Annotated in this window: 12 protein-coding genes; 6 read left to right on the forward strand and 6 right to left on the reverse strand. The window is 56.1% G+C overall.

All coding sequences use genetic code 11. The features are described 5' to 3' along the window. Nucleotides 1-31: 31 nt before the first annotated feature. Both AB5Y83_RS15750 and barA read right to left on the reverse strand, forming a co-directional pair. Nucleotides 32-511, reverse strand: coding sequence for a DUF1456 family protein (locus tag AB5Y83_RS15750; protein ID WP_005335594.1), 480 nt, complete (start codon nt 509-511; stop codon nt 32-34). Between the two features lie 89 nt (nt 512-600). After that, a complete protein-coding gene (gene barA, locus AB5Y83_RS15755; RefSeq protein ID WP_107682715.1) occupies nt 601-3,318 on the reverse strand; it encodes a two-component sensor histidine kinase BarA in 2,718 nt (905 codons plus the stop codon). A gap of 153 nt (nt 3,319-3,471) precedes the next feature. Here barA and rlmD point away from each other — a divergent pair, with 153 nt between their 5' ends. The 5 genes from rlmD to eno all read left to right on the forward strand — a co-directional run bounded on the left by rlmD (nt 3,472) and on the right by eno (nt 11,518). Next, nucleotides 3,472-4,794: a 23S rRNA (uracil(1939)-C(5))-methyltransferase RlmD gene (gene rlmD / locus AB5Y83_RS15760; RefSeq protein ID WP_368175484.1), complete on the forward strand. Its 1,323-nt coding sequence runs from the start codon at nt 3,472-3,474 to the stop codon at nt 4,792-4,794. A gap of 469 nt (nt 4,795-5,263) precedes the next feature. Then, entirely contained in the window at nt 5,264-7,477 is a 2,214-nt protein-coding gene (gene relA, locus AB5Y83_RS15765) for a GTP diphosphokinase (protein WP_005335588.1), read from the forward strand. Nucleotides 7,478-7,550: 73 nt separating this feature from the next. Continuing rightward, nucleotides 7,551-8,348, forward strand: a complete 798-nt coding sequence (mazG, locus tag AB5Y83_RS15770; RefSeq protein ID WP_368175485.1) for a nucleoside triphosphate pyrophosphohydrolase — start codon at nt 7,551-7,553, stop codon at nt 8,346-8,348. A gap of 141 nt (nt 8,349-8,489) precedes the next feature. After that, the gene (pyrG, locus tag AB5Y83_RS15775) at nt 8,490-10,127 is read left to right on the forward strand and encodes a glutamine hydrolyzing CTP synthase (protein WP_005343329.1); all 1,638 of its coding nucleotides are present in this window, start codon (nt 8,490-8,492) and stop codon (nt 10,125-10,127) included. Nucleotides 10,128-10,216: 89 nt separating this feature from the next. Continuing rightward, a complete protein-coding gene (gene eno, locus AB5Y83_RS15780) occupies nt 10,217-11,518 on the forward strand; it encodes a phosphopyruvate hydratase (RefSeq protein ID WP_005335583.1) in 1,302 nt (433 codons plus the stop codon). A 125-nt stretch (nt 11,519-11,643) separates the two neighbouring features. Here the strand turns inward: eno and AB5Y83_RS15785 are convergent, their stop codons facing one another. From AB5Y83_RS15785 to AB5Y83_RS15795, 3 genes are all read right to left on the reverse strand, one after another. Continuing rightward, nucleotides 11,644-12,129, reverse strand: a complete 486-nt coding sequence (locus tag AB5Y83_RS15785; RefSeq protein ID WP_368175486.1) for a GNAT family N-acetyltransferase — start codon at nt 12,127-12,129, stop codon at nt 11,644-11,646. Nucleotides 12,130-12,389: 260 nt separating this feature from the next. Then, nucleotides 12,390-13,577 carry a restriction endonuclease gene (locus AB5Y83_RS15790; RefSeq protein ID WP_368175487.1) on the reverse strand — a complete coding sequence of 396 codons (1,188 nt, stop codon included), beginning with the start codon at nt 13,575-13,577 and terminating at the stop codon, nt 12,390-12,392. Nucleotides 13,578-13,643: 66 nt separating this feature from the next. Beyond that, nucleotides 13,644-14,246, reverse strand: coding sequence for a hypothetical protein (locus AB5Y83_RS15795; protein ID WP_019445334.1), 603 nt, complete (start codon nt 14,244-14,246; stop codon nt 13,644-13,646). A 725-nt stretch (nt 14,247-14,971) separates the two neighbouring features. On the opposite strand from AB5Y83_RS15795, the gene AB5Y83_RS15800 reads away from it, so the two are divergent. Beyond that, complete coding sequence (locus AB5Y83_RS15800; protein WP_368175488.1) at nt 14,972-16,147, forward strand: aspartyl protease family protein; 1,176 nt, start codon at nt 14,972-14,974, stop codon at nt 16,145-16,147. Between the two features lie 38 nt (nt 16,148-16,185). On the opposite strand, the gene AB5Y83_RS15805 is transcribed toward AB5Y83_RS15800, so the two are convergent. Further along, complete coding sequence (locus AB5Y83_RS15805) at nt 16,186-16,782, reverse strand: MliC family protein (protein ID WP_127006138.1); 597 nt, start codon at nt 16,780-16,782, stop codon at nt 16,186-16,188. Nucleotides 16,783-16,913: the final 131 nt, after the last annotated feature.

A 16,913-nucleotide genomic window follows, 5' to 3' on the forward strand; every position in this document is an offset into this window, starting at 1 on the left:
GAAGGCCCGGTCTGGTCAGTCGCGCGGCTGGTTAGCCGCGGTATTTGGCCGTGAGACCGATCAGGAAGTTGCGCAGGATCTGATCCCCGCAATCCTGATAGTGCTTGTGATCCTTGGAGCGGAACAGGGCACTGAGCTCGGACTTGGAGAGGTTGAAGTCAGCGAGCTTGAGGGTGCCGAGCATATCCTCTTCCTTGAAGTTGAGACCGATGCGCAGCTTGCGCAGGATCATGTTGTTGTTGATCCGGTTCGGGATCACCTGGGCCGGTGCATCTTCCCGCACGCCGCGGCGGGCGATGATGAAGCCGTCGAGGAACTGGCTCAGGGCCGAGTCGGGACAGGCGACATAGCCTGCCTCTTGCTCTTCACCTTCCGCCGCCTCTTTCATCAACCAGCTGTGCAGCTGGGCGTGAGTGACCGTCAGGTTGCCCTTGGCAAACATCTCGACCATCTGATCGTTGCTGATGGTGAGGGCGTAGCGCAGACGGCGCAGAATATCGTTGTTGGTCATGCTGACTCCTGTGTAAACGGCGCAACTTTACCATCTGGCAGCCCTCGCGTCAGAAAAAGCGGGGGCCGATACAGTTCAGGTCAAGCTCATCAAGCCTTGCCGAGATAGCGGGGCGCCTCCTGGCGCACCAGTTCCAGCGCATCTTGCAGCTCCAGCAGCTCGGGTTCCAGTTCGCTCACCGGCACGCCGTCACGCAGCTGTTGCTCCAGCTGGGAGAGCAGGCGTTGCAGTCCCGGCACCCCGGAATAGGCACAGCCACCGTTGAGGCGATGGAGCTGGGCCAGCACCTCGCTATCTTCAATTTCGCCCGCCAGCGCGCTATCCAGCACCGGCTCGACCTCGTCAAAACTGGCCAGCAGCATGGTCAGCATCTCTCTGGCGAGATGCTCTTTCCCCGCCGCCTGCCGCACCGCCAGTGCCCAGTCGATCTGTTGGGCACCATTATTCTGGTGACGGCGATGGGCAAAGTCGGTGATGAGCTGGGCCAGCATGCTCTCGTCGATGGGCTTGGCCAGATAGTCGTCCATCCCCTGCCGGATCAGCCGCTCCCGTTCGCCGGGGATGGCGTGGGCGGTCACCGCCACGATCGGGGTGGTGGTGTTGAGGGACTGGTTGCGGATCGCCTGGGTGGCGCTGATGCCATCCATGATCGGCATCTGGATATCCATGAAGATGATGTCGAACGGCTGGCTCTGGGCCTGCTTGACCGCCTCCTTGCCGTTTTTGCACACCACCACCTGACTCACCATCTCCTTGAGCATGGCGGCGATCAGCTTGAGGTTGGCGGCGTTGTCATCCACCGCCAGCACCTTGATTGGCTGCAACTGGCGCGGCGCAGGTTGCGCAGGCAGCTTCTGGCGGCTCGATTCCGGCGATAGCAGGGCGTGCAGCAGCTTGCGGTGGTTGACCGGTTTGGAGAGACAGTGCTGGGCGCCATGGGCCAGCATCGCTTCATAGAGCGCTGGCTCGTGGCTGCTGAGCAGTACTATGGTGTTCTGCTGCTGGCCGTTCAGTTTGTCGAGACGGCCGAGCACCTGCTGCGGCGTATGCAGGGTGCTGCTGCCGATGATCACCATCTCCTGCTCGCTCATCTCGGGCCAGGGATCATCGCTGGTCAGTGGGTGCACGTCGAGGTGCCACTCCGCCAACAGGGCGAGCAGAGAGGCTTGCGCGAAGGGATCCGGTTCCAGCAGCCAGAGCCGTTTGCCACGGATCCGATCCAGCGGCAATTGATCGGTCTGGGGCAGGGGGGAGACCTCTACATCCAGACTGAAGGAGAAGATGGAGCCCTTGCCGAGCTCCGATTCAAAGCGGATCTGGCCGCCCATCTGCTGCACCAGCTTCTGGGTGATGACGAGGCCCAGGCCCGTGCCGCCATAACGGCGAGAGATGGAGGAGTCGGCCTGATTGAAGGCCTGGAACAGCTGATGTTGCTGCTCTTGGGAGATGCCGATGCCGGTATCGCGGATCTGGACGTTGAGCCTCACCTTGTGGTTGCCACTGCCGGTCTGCTCGATATGGACATCCACGTTGCCCTGCTCGGTGAACTTGATGGCGTTACCGGTGAGGTTGGTCAGCACCTGTTGCAGACGCATGGGGTCGCCGGTGAGGTAGTCCGGCACATCGGCATCCACCCGCAGGGAGAGCTCCAGCTGCTTGTCGTGGGCGCTGGGGCCGAGCAGGTGCATGGTCTCGTTGAGGGTGTCGCGCAGGCTGAACGGGATATGCTCCAGCTGCAGCTTGCCCGCTTCCAGCTTAGAGAAGTCGAGGATGTCGTTGATGATGCCAAGCAGGTTGCGCGCCGATTTCTCGATGGTCTGCATGTAGTCGGTCTGGCTCGGGGTCAGGCTGGTTTTCAGCAGCTGGCGGGTAAAACCGATGACCCCGTTGAGCGGTGTACGAAGCTCGTGGGACATGTTGGCCAGAAACTCCGACTTGACCCGCGCCGCCTCCTGCGCCCGCTTCTTGGCCATGTCGAGTTCGACGTTCTGGATCTCGATCTGCTCCAGAGTTTCGCGCAAGTCAGAGGTGGCCTGATCGATATTCTGTTGCATCTCTTCGTGATATTCGGAGAGCGCCTTGGCCATGGCGTTGATGCCGTTTTTCAGCATATCCAGCTCGCCGGTGAGCTGGCCGCTGACCCGGGTATCGAGGCGCCCCTCCCTGATCTTGTGCACCGCCTGCACCATGTTGGTGATGGGCTGGGTCACGCTCTTGACCAGACGGAAGCCAAACAGGGTGCTGAAGGCCACCCCGATGAGCACCATGATCACCGCAAAGAAGGTGTCGCGGTACTGCAGCAGCATGGCCCGGTCGGTCGCCATCTGCATCGAGATGTAGCCGATCATCGGCGGCTCTACATCGCTGGGCAGCGGGAAGCCATCCAGACTGGTTTCAGCCTGGATCGGGGTGCGCAAAATGATGTCGTCCCCCTGAAACGTCACGCTGGTCAGATCCGGAATAGGCTCTCCATCGGGCAGCCTGAGCCGGGTGAAATCCCGGTGGTAGTTCGAGGTGACGAACAGCTGGTTGTCCTGGGTGAAGACAGCGATGGACTTGATGAAGGGGGAGTTCTTGCGATGGGTCAGGCCAATGAGCCGCTTGAGGGATTCGCGACTGTGCTGGGTCATCCCGTATTCACTGGCGATCGCCAGCGGTTCGATGATGTTGATCCCCTGATCAATGAGGTTGTTTTCCAGCTGCTGGTAGCGGTGGAAGGTGAAGTAACCGGCCATCAGGCCACCGATGATCAGGGTCGGCAGGATGGTGAAGGCGAGAACGCGTGCTCTCAGGCCATATTTGGTCATACGAACAGGCCACCAGTGAACAGGGTTGGCGATAGGGTTGATGGCAATACACGGGCTCTGTGGCCGTATTTGGTCATACTATTATTCTTGTGGGACAATACCCGGCAGCAGATTCCACAATCATGACATAGCCACCTATAGGCACCAAGTTTTATGGCCCAGTTTTTCAAGCCCCAAAAGAAGTCCACCCAGCTCCAACGCATTGAATTTACGATAGACACCCTCGATCACCACTGCGTCGGTATCGGTCGCCATCAGGGCAAGGCGATCTTCGTCGAAGGGGCACTGCCCGGCGAGACCGTCAAGGCACGCATCACCGAAGAGAAAAAGCAGTATGGTCACGCCGCCTTGCAGCAGGTGGTGACCCCGGCGGCCAACCGTATCGCCCCCTTCTGCAGCCACTATCGCGAGTGCGGCGGTTGCAGTGCCCAGCACATGTCGGTTGCCGATCAGCAAGCCGCCAAGGCGGCGGGACTGGTCAGCCTGTTCGAGCGGTTGGGCAACATCAAGGCGCCTGCGCTGGAGCCGGTACTGACCGGTGAAGATCGTGCCTACCGCCGGGTCTGTCGTCTGGCCATCAAATTTGACAAGAACGGTCGCTGCACCCGGGTTGGTTTCCGCCGTCGCAACAGCAACGATCTGGTGGAGAACGACAGTTGCCCTGTGCTGGCCGAGCCGCTCTCTGCGCTGATTGCCCCGCTGCGTGAGTGCCTCAATCGCCTCAAGAGCCAGCGCGAGCTGGGCCATGCCGAGCTTATCCAGGCGGAGCAGGGGATCATGATGCTGCTGCGTCACACCGGCCGCCCTAATGAGGCGGATCGCGCCCTGCTGGTGGAGTTTGCAAAAGCGCAGGGGATCGACCTCTATCTGCAAGCGGCCGATGATCGCATCGAAGCGCTGCAGCAACAATTTTCCCCATCCTATTCGCTGGATGGCCTGTCTCTTGCATTTGCTCCCGGTGATTTCATTCAGGTCAACGGCCCCATCAACCAGAGCATGGTTGAGCAGGCGCTGACATGGCTCGGGGCGAGCAAGGATGACAAGGTGCTCGATCTCTTCTGCGGCATCGGCAACTTCACCCTGCCGCTGGCCCGTCAGGCTCGCGAAGTGGTGGGTGTGGAAGGTGAACTGGCCATGGTGCAGCGGGCCGAAGAGAACGCCCGTCGCAATGGCATCACCAATGCCCGTTTCTACAAGGCAGACCTGAGCGATGACATAGTCGGCATGTCCTGGGCGCGGGAAGGGTTTGATCTGGTGCTGCTGGATCCGGCTCGCCCCGGCGCGCTGGAAGTGATGGGACACGTCGTGAAACTTTCACCCAAGCGGGTGGTCTACGTCTCCTGTAACCCGGTCACCCTGGCGCGGGACAGTCAGGTGCTGGTGAAAGGGGGTTACCGTCTGGTGCGCCTCGGCATGCTCGACATGTTCCCCCACACCGGTCATCTGGAGTCCATGGCGCTGTTTGAACGGGAGTAAATGACTCATCAGTTCGGCGATGCGGATGTGTAATCTGGCGTGTCTGCGGCTGTTTGAGCTGGTGTGGTATATGAAGTAATCCTGCTCATCAGTACGGCGATGCAGATATGTAATCTGGCGTGTCTGCGGCTGTTTGAGCAGGTGTGTATATGAAGTAATCCTGCTCATCGGTACGGCGATGCGGATATGTAATCTGGCGTGTCTGCGGCTGTTTGGGCTGATGTGTATATGAAGTAATCCTGCTCATCAGTACGGCGATGCAGATATGCAATCTGGCGTGTCTGCGGCTGTTTGAGCTGATGTGATTGGGGTAATCTAGACCCTCGTCGTTCGGCAGGGCCTGTTGGCGCGCTCTATTGTCTTTCTGGACAATATGCCTTGAAAAGTGCGCTGGATATCCCCATTTGAGGCAATCTCATGAGGGGAGAAAGTGACAGCTTTCGGCCCGATAATTTAAAGGATTGATACCATGGTTGCGGTTCGCGATATTCATTTGAAAGACAACTTCACCCTGGAAGAGTGGGTCAGCTCGCTCTCCTTGAGTGACAGTGAAAAGGATCAGCTGCGAACCGTCTACCAGTATTGTCTGACGCTCGGTGACGAGGCGCTGACCAGCAAGCTGCTGGTGCGCGGCATCGAAATGGTGGGCATCCTGCAGATGCTCAGCATGGATATCGGTACCCTCAAAGCGGCCATCATCTACCCCTTCGTCGAAGCCGGTCTCATCAGCCAGGAGCGGATGGACGAGGACTTCGGCTCCAAGATCGCCAAGCTGGTGGAAGGGGTGCTGGAGATGGAAGCCATCCGCTCCCTGCAGACCCTCCATCGCAGCGAAACCTCGCCGGAGCAGGTCGACAACGTGCGTCGCATGTTGCTCGCCATGGTCGAGGATGTGCGCGCCGTGGTGATCAAGCTGGCGGAGCGGATCGCCTGCCTGCGGGAAGCGAAGACGGCAGATGAAGAGACCCGGGTGCTGATGGCCCAGGAGATCACCAACATCTATGCACCGCTCGCCAACCGTCTGGGCATCGGCCAGCTCAAGTGGGAGCTGGAAGATCTCGCCTTCCGTTACCTGCATCCGGATACCTACAAACAGATCGCCAAGCAGCTCGACGAGAAGCGGCTCGACCGCGAGCGCTACATCCGCGAGTTTGTGCAATCCCTGCGTAATGGCCTGAAAGAGGCGGGAGTTGACGCCGAGGTGTACGGTCGGCCGAAACACATCTACAGCATCTGGCGCAAGATGCAGAAGAAGCACCTCGAATTCAACGAGTTGTTCGACGTGCGCGCGGTGCGGGTAGTGACCAAGCGGTTGCAGGATTGCTATGCGGCGCTCGGTATCGTGCACACCCAGTTCCACCACATTCCTCGCGAGTTTGACGACTATGTCGCCAACCCCAAACCCAACGGCTACCAATCGATCCACACCGTAGTGGTGGGGCCGGAGGGCAAGACGGTCGAGATCCAGATCCGTACCGACCAGATGCATCAGGATGCCGAGCTAGGCGTCGCGGCGCACTGGCGCTACAAGGAAGGGGCACAGGCTGGCGGCAAGGCCAACACCTTCGAAGACAAGATCGAGTGGCTGCGCAAGCTGCTCGCCTGGCAGGAGGATCTCTCCGAGAGCGGCTCCCTGCTGGAAGATCTGCGCAGTCAGGTGTTCGAGGACAGGGTCTACGTCTTCACCCCGAAAGGGGATGTCATCGACCTGCCGGCAGGTGCCACCCCGCTCGATTTTGCCTATCACGTCCACAGCATGATCGGCCACCGCTGCATCGGCGCCAAGATTGACGGCCGCATCGTGCCGTTTACCTATGCGCTGCAGACCGGCGATCAGGTGGAGGTGATCACCCAGAAAGAGCCGAACCCGAGCCGCGACTGGATGAACCCCAACGCCGGCTTCCTGCGCTCCAGCCGGGCGCGGGCCAAGGTGGCGACCTGGTTCAGAAAACTGGATCGGGACAAGAATATCGTGGCCGGTCGCGAGCTGTTCGAGAAGGAGCTGGATCGCCATAATCTCAGCATGTCCAAGATCGACAAGGGCAACATGCTGCGCCGTTTCAATCTGGAGAGCACCGACGATCTGCTGGCCGGTATCGGTAGCGGCGACATCCGCATCAACCAGGTGCTCAACTATCTCGACACCTGCTACAACAAGCCGACGGCGGAAGAGGAAGATCGCCGCCTGCTGGAGAAGCTGGAGCAGAAGGCCAATGCGCCGATGCGCCACAAGCCCAAGGATCACATCGTGGTGGAAGGGGTCGGCAACCTGATGACCCATATCGCCCGCTGCTGTCAGCCCATTCCGGGGGACTCCATTCAGGGCTTTATTACCATGGGGCGCGGCGTTTCGATCCACCGGGAAGATTGCGAGCAGCTCAAGGAGCTGTCACGTCGCAACCCCGAGCGGCTGATCGATGCGGTGTGGGGGGAGAACTACTCCGGCGGCTACGGCCTCACCATCCGGATCATCTCCAACGATCGTTCCGGCCTGCTGCGCGATATCACCACAGTGCTGGCCAACGAGAAGATCAATGTGATGGGGGTGCGCTCGCGCTCCAATGTGCGCGAGCAGACCGCGGAGATCGACATGGAGCTGGAGATTTACAACATCAACGCCTTCAACCGGGCGTTGGCCAAGCTCAGTCAGCTCAACGACGTGATCAGCGCCAAGCGGCTTTGATAGCGAACCGACCGGCCCCAGTGGCCGGTCTGTATTTACGACCCTTTTTGAACGAATTGAAAGCGAATATCCCATGTCCCAACGTTACGATCTGCCCCAACTGCTCGATATCATGGCTCGTCTGCGCGATCCGCAAAACGGCTGCCCCTGGGATCTGAAACAGGACTTCCAGACCATAGTGCCGCACACCCTGGAAGAGGCCTACGAGGTGGCCGATGCCATCGAGACCGAGGATTGGCAAGGGCTGAAAGGGGAGTTGGGTGACCTGCTGTTTCAGGTGGTGTTTTACGCCCAGCTGGGTAAAGAGCGGGGCTTGTTCGACTTCGCCGATATCGTCGATACGGTGAGCGAGAAACTCATTCGCCGTCACCCCCACGTTTTTTCCGATGCAGATCTCTCCAACGAGCAGGCGGTAAAAGCGAACTGGGAAGCGGAAAAAGCCAAAGAGCGAGCGGCCCTCGACAAAGAGAGCGTGCTGGACGACATCCCGCAGGCGTTGCCTGCCCTGACCCGCGCCGGCAAGATCCAGAAACGCTGTGCCACCGTCGGTTTTGACTGGAAAACCTTGGGGCCTGTGGTGGACAAGATCCACGAAGAGATCGACGAGGTGATGGAAGAGGCATTGATGGCCGATGTGGACGAGGCTCGGGTGAGCGATGAGCTCGGTGACCTGCTGTTTGCCACCGTCAATCTGGTGCGCCATCTGGGCAAGGATCCGGAGCAGGTACTGCGAGGCGCCAACGCCAAGTTCGAACGTCGCTTTCGTCAGGTTGAGCAGATAATCGCCGCAGAAGGCTTGAAAATGACCGATTGCACCCTCGAAAAGCTCGATGCCGCTTGGGATAAGGCGAAGGAAACCGAGCAAAGTTGATTTGGCGCAAGATGGGGGGGCGGTGAGCCTGATAGATTTTTGCTCATTGTTTGGGAGAGGGGTTTTTGGTATACTGTTTCCCCGTCCTGCTTCATCCCCGAAGCACCCCTTAAAATTCCCTAAACTTCTTTCAGGTTCAGCATGACGACCAAATATATTTTTGTTACTGGTGGCGTTGTTTCATCCCTCGGCAAAGGCATTGCCGCAGCTTCTCTGGCAGCCATTCTGGAAGCCCGTGGTCTGGATGTGACCATCATGAAACTGGACCCGTACATCAACGTGGATCCGGGCACCATGAGCCCGACCCAGCATGGTGAAGTGTTCGTAACCGAGGACGGGGCCGAAACCGATCTGGATTTGGGCCACTACGAGCGTTTCATCCGCACCAAGATGACCCGTCGCAACAACTTTACCACCGGCCGTATCTACGCCGACGTACTGCGTAAAGAGCGTCGTGGTGACTATCTGGGCGCCACCATTCAGGTTATCCCGCACATCACCAACGCCATCAAAGAGCGGGTGATTGCCGGTGCCGAAGGCCATCAGGTTGCCATCGTCGAAGTGGGCGGTACTGTAGGTGACATCGAGTCCCTGCCGTTCCTTGAAGCCATTCGTCAGCTGGCTGCCGAAGTGGGCCGCAACAACGCCATGTTCATGCACCTGACGCTGGTTCCTTACCTGGCTGCTGCCGGTGAAGTGAAGACCAAGCCGACCCAGCACTCCGTCAAAGAGCTGCTCTCCATCGGTATCCAGCCGGATGTGCTGATCTGCCGCTCTGACCGTGCCATTCCGGCCAACGAGCGCGCCAAGATCGCCCTGTTCTGCAACGTGCCGGAGCGCGCCGTCATCTCCATGAAAGACGTCGACTCCATCTACAAGATCCCGGCACTGCTGAAATCCCAGAATCTGGATTCCTACTTCACCGAGCGTTTCGGTCTGGAGTGCAAAGAGGCTGACTTGTCCGAGTGGGAACAGGTTATCTACGAAGAGGCCAACCCGACTGGTGAAGTGACCATCGGTATGGTCGGCAAGTACGTCTCCCTGCCGGACGCTTACAAGTCCGTCAACGAGGCGCTTAAGCACGGTGGTCTCAAGACCCGTCACTCCGTCAACATCAAGTACATCGACTCTCAGGATATCGAGACCCGTGGCGCCGAGCTGCTGGAAGGTCTGGACGCGATCCTGGTGCCGGGTGGCTTCGGTGAGCGCGGTGTGGAAGGCAAAATTCTGGCTGCCCAGTATGCCCGCGAGAACAAGATCCCCTACTTGGGTATCTGCCTCGGCATGCAGGTTGCCATGATCGAATTCGCTCGCAACGTGGCGGGCATGGAAGGGGCTCACTCCTCCGAATTCAAGAAAGATTGCGCATACCCGGTTGTCGGCCTCATCACCGAGTGGGTGGATGAAGAGGGCAACATCGAGACCCGTACCGAGAAGTCTGATCTGGGCGGTACCATGCGTCTGGGTTCCCAGCTCTGCCACCTGGTCGAAGATTCCAAGGTGCGTCAGATGTACGGCAGCCCGACCATTTACGAGCGTCACCGTCACCGTTACGAAGTAAACAACAAGCTGCTGCCGCAGATTGAAGCGGCAGGTCTGAAAGTGACCGGTCTTTCCGCCGACAAGAAGTTGGTGGAAATCATCGAGATCCCGGATCACCCCTGGTTCGTGGCTGCGCAGTTCCACCCGGAGTTCACCTCTACTCCCCGTGATGGCCACGCTCTGTTCGCCGGTTTTGTGAAGGCGGCAGGCGAGTATCAGAAGCGTAATTTGAAGTAATTGAAAATAAATGCGGTTGGGGCACTGTGCCACAGCCGCTTTTTTTGGCATATTTTTGTTGTTTTTTTACGAAACCTGAGGAAATACACATGTCCAAGATCGTTAAAGTGATCGGTCGTGAAATCATCGACTCCCGTGGTAACCCGACCGTTGAGGCCGAAGTTCACCTGGAAGGTGGTTTTGTTGGTATGGCAGCCGCTCCGTCTGGCGCGTCCACCGGTTCCCGCGAAGCGCTGGAACTGCGTGACGGCGACAAGAGCCGTTTCCTGGGTAAAGGCGTGCTGAAAGCCATCGAAGCCGTAAACGGCCCGATCGCTCAAGCTCTGCTGGGTAAAGATGCCAAGGACCAGGCCACCGTTGACCAGATCATGATCGACCTCGACGGTACCGAGAACAAATCCAAGTTCGGCGCCAACGCCATCCTGGCTGTTTCCCTGGCTAACGCTAAAGCTGCCGCTGCTGCCAAAGGCATGCCGCTGTACGCCCACATCGCCGAGCTGAACGGCACCCCGGGTGTTTACTCCATGCCGCTGCCGATGATGAACATCATCAACGGTGGTGAGCACGCCGACAACAACGTCGACATCCAGGAGTTCATGATCCAGCCGGTTGGCGCCAAGACCCTGAAAGAAGCCGTTCGCATGGGCGCAGAAGTGTTCCACAACCTGGCCAAAGTGCTGAAGTCCAAGGGCTACAACACTGCAGTTGGTGACGAAGGTGGTTTCGCTCCGAACCTGAAATCCAACGCCGAAGCGCTGGAAGTTATCGCTGAAGCCGTTGCCGCTGCCGGTTACAAACTGGGCACCGACATCACCCTGGCTATGGACTGCGCTGCTTCCGAGTTCTACGACGCAGAGAAGAAAGAGTACAACCTGAAAGGCGAAGGTCGTGTCTTCACCTCTAACGGTTTCTCCGACTTCCTGGCTGACCTGACCACCAAGTTCCCGATCGTCTCCATCGAAGATGGCCTGGACGAATCTGACTGGGAAGGTTTCGCCTACCAGACTGCTGAACTGGGCAAGAAAATCCAGATCGTTGGTGACGACCTGTTCGTAACCAACACCAAGATCCTGAAGCGCGGTATCGACAACGGCATCGCCAACTCCATCCTGATCAAGTTCAACCAGATCGGTTCCCTGACCGAAACTCTGGCTGCCATCAAGATGGCCAAAGACGCTGGCTACACTGCCGTCATCTCCCACCGCTCCGGTGAGACCGAAGACGCTACCATCGCCGACCTGGCTGTTGGTACCGCTGCTGGCCAGATCAAGACCGGTTCCATGAGCCGTTCTGACCGTGTAGCCAAGTACAACCAGCTGATCCGTATCGAAGAAGCTCTGGGTGCCAAAGCTCCTTTCCGCGGTCTGAAAGAAGTTAAAAACCAGGCTTAATTTGCTGGTTTGCCAGCCACGGCTGGAATGAAAAAAAACCGGAACCCAAGGGTTCCGGTTTTTTTATGCCTGATCCTTGCCACAACGCCCTGAGAGGCGAGGACGTTGTGGCTCTGGTCTTCGGGTCAGACAAAGGGGAGCATGCGCTGATAGCGCCCTGCATGCGCCTTGAAGCCTAGCTTTTCAAACAGGGCGATAGAACGGACGTTATCTGCATCGATATCTGCGGTGAGGCAGGTGACTCCCAGTGTGGTGGCGTGGGCGAACAGCAATCCCAGCGCTTCCGACATAAACCCTCTGCGCCAATAGGCCGCATTGAGCAGGCAACCTACCTCGCAGCAGCGACCCGCCTCGCTGAAACTGTGCAGGCCGCAGGTACCGATCACCTTGTTGCCCTCCCGCTCGACAATCGCCCACTCCAGCGACTCCCCCGTTTGCTCCAGCCGCACCACGCTTGCCATCAACTGCGCCACCATGGTGGGAGAGGTAAAGCAGGGATCAGAGGCAAACTCCATGGTCAGTGGATTGCCATAAATCTCGAACAGATCGGCTGCATCCTGCGGGCCAATGGTGCGCAATACAACCCGAGTGCCGGTTAAGTCAGGCTTCATAAATCTCCTTTGGATGTGTTAAGCCAGCAAAGCTACAGGTGAATAAAGATGCCATCTGAAATTCGGAATCTTAAGGCAACTGGTGCTATCACGAAATATTGTTATCACGAACGTCCGATTACGCTTCGCTAATCGAACTTACGTGCTGTAGCTTCGTCTCAGCAAATCAGAGGAGGCCACAACAATACCGTGCCCGTCGGTGGCTAAGTGGGCTCGCTACGCGGCACTCAAAATGGTGGGGGTCCCAATTCCCTTGTCTCTCATCGAAGCCCAAATTCTGCAATTAACGATGGACGACGAGATAACAAACGTTCCAAATGGCTTTCTGGCCACATTTCTATTCTTAAACCACTATCAGACTGATTATGTCTTTCGACTAAAGCTACAGCATCAGAAGTAAATCTTCCCGAAGTAGCGATTACGTGAATATCAACTTTTGGAGGCTCCCAAAGTTTCATTTGTTCTTTAAGCTCTGCTATATCAGATACAGAAACACTTTTTGACAACCAGTGCTTACATTGAATAATTGTTCGATGCCGGAACACACCGCCAAGAGGGTCGTTATGAACTCTTAATACGGATAAATCTCTTCCTCTATCAGGAGCGTTAGTTTTCATCAGCCACTCGGGGTTTTCATAGCCTTTTTCAGAAGAGATCAGAGCAAATATTACTCTCTCAAAATCATCTGGAGAGAGCTTTTCCCATTTAAGCTGTACAACAATGGGGCCTGTAGGCTTGCTAGATACTAAACTGCCAAGATCGTCTATTTCGACAGGTATGGGCTCTTTCTCTCCGTACAGTGACTTTCTAATGCCACTTTTTACGCTCGGCCAGTCATGATTAATGATATCTTGAAGATCTCCGAGTAACCCGAAATGTAAGTGTCGGTGCAGGTCTGTCCATCTACTAGGGCGAGGCTCACTGCCCAGTAACGTATCAATTTCAGCAATATGAGACTTTAAATCATCAAAGCTAGAGCGGGTAACGGCTTCATTGACTTCAGATTTACCTTCGAGCTCAATTGCGAGATCTCTCAAGTCTTCATCTATGCTATCAATAGCCGATTGAAGTGCATCTCGCACTAGCTCACGCCTCTTACGATCGAACTTATGCCTATATTCGCGAATTAACTTGGCTGGTTCGTATATCTGATTCTCAACCGAAATTTGGCACTCTATTTCGCCAACTTCCATTGCATCAAGTCTGTTCTGTCCTATCCCATTCAAGTTCATCAAGTAAATTTTTGGTTTCCAACCATCGATTTTGGGGAGACAGGACAAAACATTTTCGAAATCTCTGCAATTATTCTCATAGCCAGAATCGTCTAGAAACGCCACTCCGCTAGGAATTATTGATTCCATTTCTATCCAGATTTTTTCAAGCTTTACTAGGTTTGCTTCTGCTGTTTCAAAAATTCTCAACGCAGCATTTAACGGGCTTTCTGTCATAAATTTACTCGGGTTTCAATTGAGGGGTAACGCCGCATTCAGCGGCTTGTCCGCTGCAATGCTTTGTTATGGATGTACAATCCGATACATCCCTGTCTTTTCTAAAAAATCAGTTCCTATCAGATAAGGCCTATGATATCCCGACTTAGCACTTTTTTCCTGAGTTGGATCAACGAGCATTATGCATTTGTGGGCAGGATGTAGGCCTCGCTTGAAAAGGAGATCGGCATGTGCCTCTGCAGTACAGTCTAAAATCGTACCATCTGTAAGGGTCAGCCAAACATGAGCCTTAATGTCTCCATCAATACTCGGCTTCTCAAGTTCACGTTCTATAGAATCTTTAGACATCTCACAATAGACGTAATCATCCCAATATCTATCACCTATCGTGATAAAGCTTTCAATGTTCATGTCGCTTTTAAGATGAGACATTAGCATTAAATGTACAGGCGCACATTGCCCAGCTAAATCTTCTGAATTTTGATAACCATAGTGGTATAACGCATCACCACATAGTTGAAAAATATCTTGCATGGTTGAACGTTCAATCTTTTCACCTAGCGGGATCGGAGATTTTTCAATCTTCAATCCTAAGCTGCGCGTGTAGTCGACCGCATTTATTAATCTTTCTATATAATTCAAGTCTTTCAATCCTTTATTGGTAACCATTTAGCGCTCAGAATCCATAACAGTGATTAGATGGAAGGCGGTACTAATCCGTTAGCAGAGAATTCCATATAACTCCGTAACATTTTCATCGCCACCAAGTGAAAATCATTATTAACTCATAATGTTACCCGTTTGCTTCTCATGCTGGGAGTATTCGCTTGACTTCCTCTTTATGCTCCACGGTGACCACTGTATGAAAAAAACAGTACATGGGTTGCGCATAGAAAGCGCCGCCAAAGCACGCTTGCTTGAGCAGGTCAGAAATAAAAATGAGGTCGTCACCATTTTGAGTGGGTCGAAGGTAACTCTCGCTTATCCATTCCATCCGGCATGGCTACCGCCCCTGAATTTCAGCCTCCAGTCTGCTGCGTTTCACCAACGGGATGGGGTTGGCATGGCTCATGGGAGACTCCGACGAGGCAAGTGTTGCCAAATGGCAATATTAACCATGGCGCTGTGGAGAGAAAGCTCAATGTTGAGATTTTCTGTGCAAGATCAATAAATTAATCAAATGTCGCCAACGATTGATGGCGCGCCGAGATAGCGTGAACAACCATTTTTCATCTATCACCATAGAATATTCATGGTCATATCCGGCTTGAACCAGCATAAAACTCTTTGTTATTGTCCGCATCCCCCGCTGAAATAGCTTATTTATCTATAAATCAACAAGATAGCATTATGCGGTGGCGTTGCGGGGGCATCTGCTATCGGGAAGGAGAGTTATGAAGTCGCAGTTCAAAGTGGCGCTGGCCATGTTGGCCCTGTTCGTCGTCCAAGGCTGCACAGCCCCGGATTCATCCACCAAGCGCAATGCACCCGGCCCGGTGCTGACAGTGCATTACGAAAGCGCCCCCCTGATCCCCGTCACCATCGCTGGTGAGCAGTACCAGTTTTTGCTCGATACCGGGGCCAGTATCACCTTTATCGATCGTCGTCTGGCCAGCCGCTTCAAGGCGCTGACCTTAAGGGAATTGCCCAGGGCCTATCAGGCTGATTTTGCCAGTGTGAACAGCGTTTCGAGCCAACTGGGCAGCGAGCAGCTTGGCTTTGTTGAGCCGCAGCCCTTCTCGGTGGGGTCGGTCACCATTGATGACAGCGATCTGTGGGCAACCGTTGATTTCGATCTTTTCTCCCAGTCTCTCGGCAGCCGTATCGATGGCATCCTCGGGATCGACACCATCCGCCGTTTCAACTGGGTGTTTGATCGCGACAGGCATCAGCTCACGGCTTCGCTGACGGCACCGTCGGCTGCCATGTTCGAGCGTTGCATCGGCTATGAAGATAGCTACAACCGCTCCCCGGCAGTCTATCTGACCCACGGCGAGAGCAGCGTGCGCATGTATCTGGATACCGGGGCCGATCAGAGCTATGCCGACCATGCCTTTATCGACTTTATGGCCACCCAGAAGGCGATTGCTGGCGAAGATGCCACGCCACGCAAAGGGGTGGACGCCAGCGGTATGGTGGAGGGGCGTGACCATATCCTCACCGGCCTGCACTTTGATGAGCGCCAGCTCGGTGAGCTGCGCGTGTCTGAAAACAGCAATGAGCAGTATGGTCTGGGGCTGGATTTTGTTAACCGCTTCAATCGCTTTGCGATCATACCCGGGCGGATGATGCTCTGCTACGACGCCGACAGCCTGGCGCGCAAAGTGCCGCCAATCCTGCGCAATATCGGGGTGCGTTTTGATGGCGAGCATCTGCAGGTCTACTACAGCGATGAACGGGATCTTGCCCCCTATGGTCTGGCCAACGGCGACATTCTGGAGCAGATCAACGGGGTGGCTTATCGTCCCCTCGAGATCGACAAGGTGCGTGAACTGCTCAGCACCGGCAAGCCGGGGTCGCTCAAGTTGCGGGTTGTGCGGGAAGGAAAACCGCTGGATATCGCCATCTAGTCAAGGTGGGGCGGCAAGACGAGCCGCCCCTATGAGCCTCAGCCCTTGGTTGGATTTTCCATGCAGGTGAGGGTTGGCTGGCCGTAACGCTCCAGCGTGGCGTCGTCCCCCTTGGTGAAGAAGGTGAGGTTTTGCCCTTCATAACGGGCGCCGCTGGCGCTGGGGGCTTCATAGGCGAGCACTTGTTGCTGCTTGTCGCCCTCGCTCAGGTTGATCACCGCGGCGGGCAGTTTGGCATCGTTATAGAAGTAGGTGGAGAGAGTGACGTTCTTGCCGCACTTGTAGTTGACCGGTGCCGGCACCATCAGCTGGCCGCCGCTGATCTGCAGTTCGGTGATCCGCAGCAGGTAGTTATCCTCCACACACTGGCGCAGATCCTGCCCCTTCCAGCAGTCGTTGCGACCCTTGATCCAGCCGCGCTGCATGGCGCGCTCGGTCTTGAGCTGCTCGGGAGAGAGTGCGGCAATCGCCTTGGGATAGAGGGCCGCCAGTTCGTTATCAAGGGCGGCCAGTCCGGCATCCTTGCAGATCAGGGTTTCGACCGATCCGGACGCTTTGGTGCAGTCAAAGGAGGGGGTTGCGGCGCTAGCCAGCAGAGGGGCAAACAGCAGGGTGGCAAGCAAGGTCTTGTTCATCGATAGATTCCAGCAATGAGGAGGGCATATCTGCCTACTACAGCACACTCTACAGGGCAATGCAGCAGGTGAGCCGAGCGCATTTGCACAGCTGAATGGCTGCCAAGCGGAAAAACCCGACACTCCTGGCC

The sequence above is a fragment of the Aeromonas sp. R5-4 genome (assembly GCF_040908215.1).
In the GTDB taxonomy this organism is placed as follows: domain Bacteria; phylum Pseudomonadota; class Gammaproteobacteria; order Enterobacterales; family Aeromonadaceae; genus Aeromonas; species Aeromonas veronii.

What these genes read in the sequence shown, in the direction of transcription:
- AB5Y83_RS15750 (WP_005335594.1), bottom strand. Translation starts at nt 511, where the DNA reads ATGACCAACAACGATATTCTGCGCCGTCTGCGCTACGCCCTCACCATC.
- barA (WP_107682715.1), bottom strand. Translation starts at nt 3,318, where the DNA reads ATGACCAAATATGGCCTGAGAGCACGCGTTCTCGCCTTCACCATCCTG.
- rlmD (WP_368175484.1), top strand. Translation starts at nt 3,472, where the DNA reads ATGGCCCAGTTTTTCAAGCCCCAAAAGAAGTCCACCCAGCTCCAACGC.
- relA (WP_005335588.1), top strand. Translation starts at nt 5,264, where the DNA reads ATGGTTGCGGTTCGCGATATTCATTTGAAAGACAACTTCACCCTGGAA.
- mazG (WP_368175485.1), top strand. Translation starts at nt 7,551, where the DNA reads ATGTCCCAACGTTACGATCTGCCCCAACTGCTCGATATCATGGCTCGT.
- pyrG (WP_005343329.1), top strand. Translation starts at nt 8,490, where the DNA reads ATGACGACCAAATATATTTTTGTTACTGGTGGCGTTGTTTCATCCCTC.
- eno (WP_005335583.1), top strand. Translation starts at nt 10,217, where the DNA reads ATGTCCAAGATCGTTAAAGTGATCGGTCGTGAAATCATCGACTCCCGT.
- AB5Y83_RS15785 (WP_368175486.1), bottom strand. Translation starts at nt 12,129, where the DNA reads ATGAAGCCTGACTTAACCGGCACTCGGGTTGTATTGCGCACCATTGGC.
- AB5Y83_RS15790 (WP_368175487.1), bottom strand. Translation starts at nt 13,577, where the DNA reads ATGACAGAAAGCCCGTTAAATGCTGCGTTGAGAATTTTTGAAACAGCA.
- AB5Y83_RS15795 (WP_019445334.1), bottom strand. Translation starts at nt 14,246, where the DNA reads ATGGTTACCAATAAAGGATTGAAAGACTTGAATTATATAGAAAGATTA.
- AB5Y83_RS15800 (WP_368175488.1), top strand. Translation starts at nt 14,972, where the DNA reads ATGAAGTCGCAGTTCAAAGTGGCGCTGGCCATGTTGGCCCTGTTCGTC.
- AB5Y83_RS15805 (WP_127006138.1), bottom strand. Translation starts at nt 16,782, where the DNA reads ATGAACAAGACCTTGCTTGCCACCCTGCTGTTTGCCCCTCTGCTGGCT.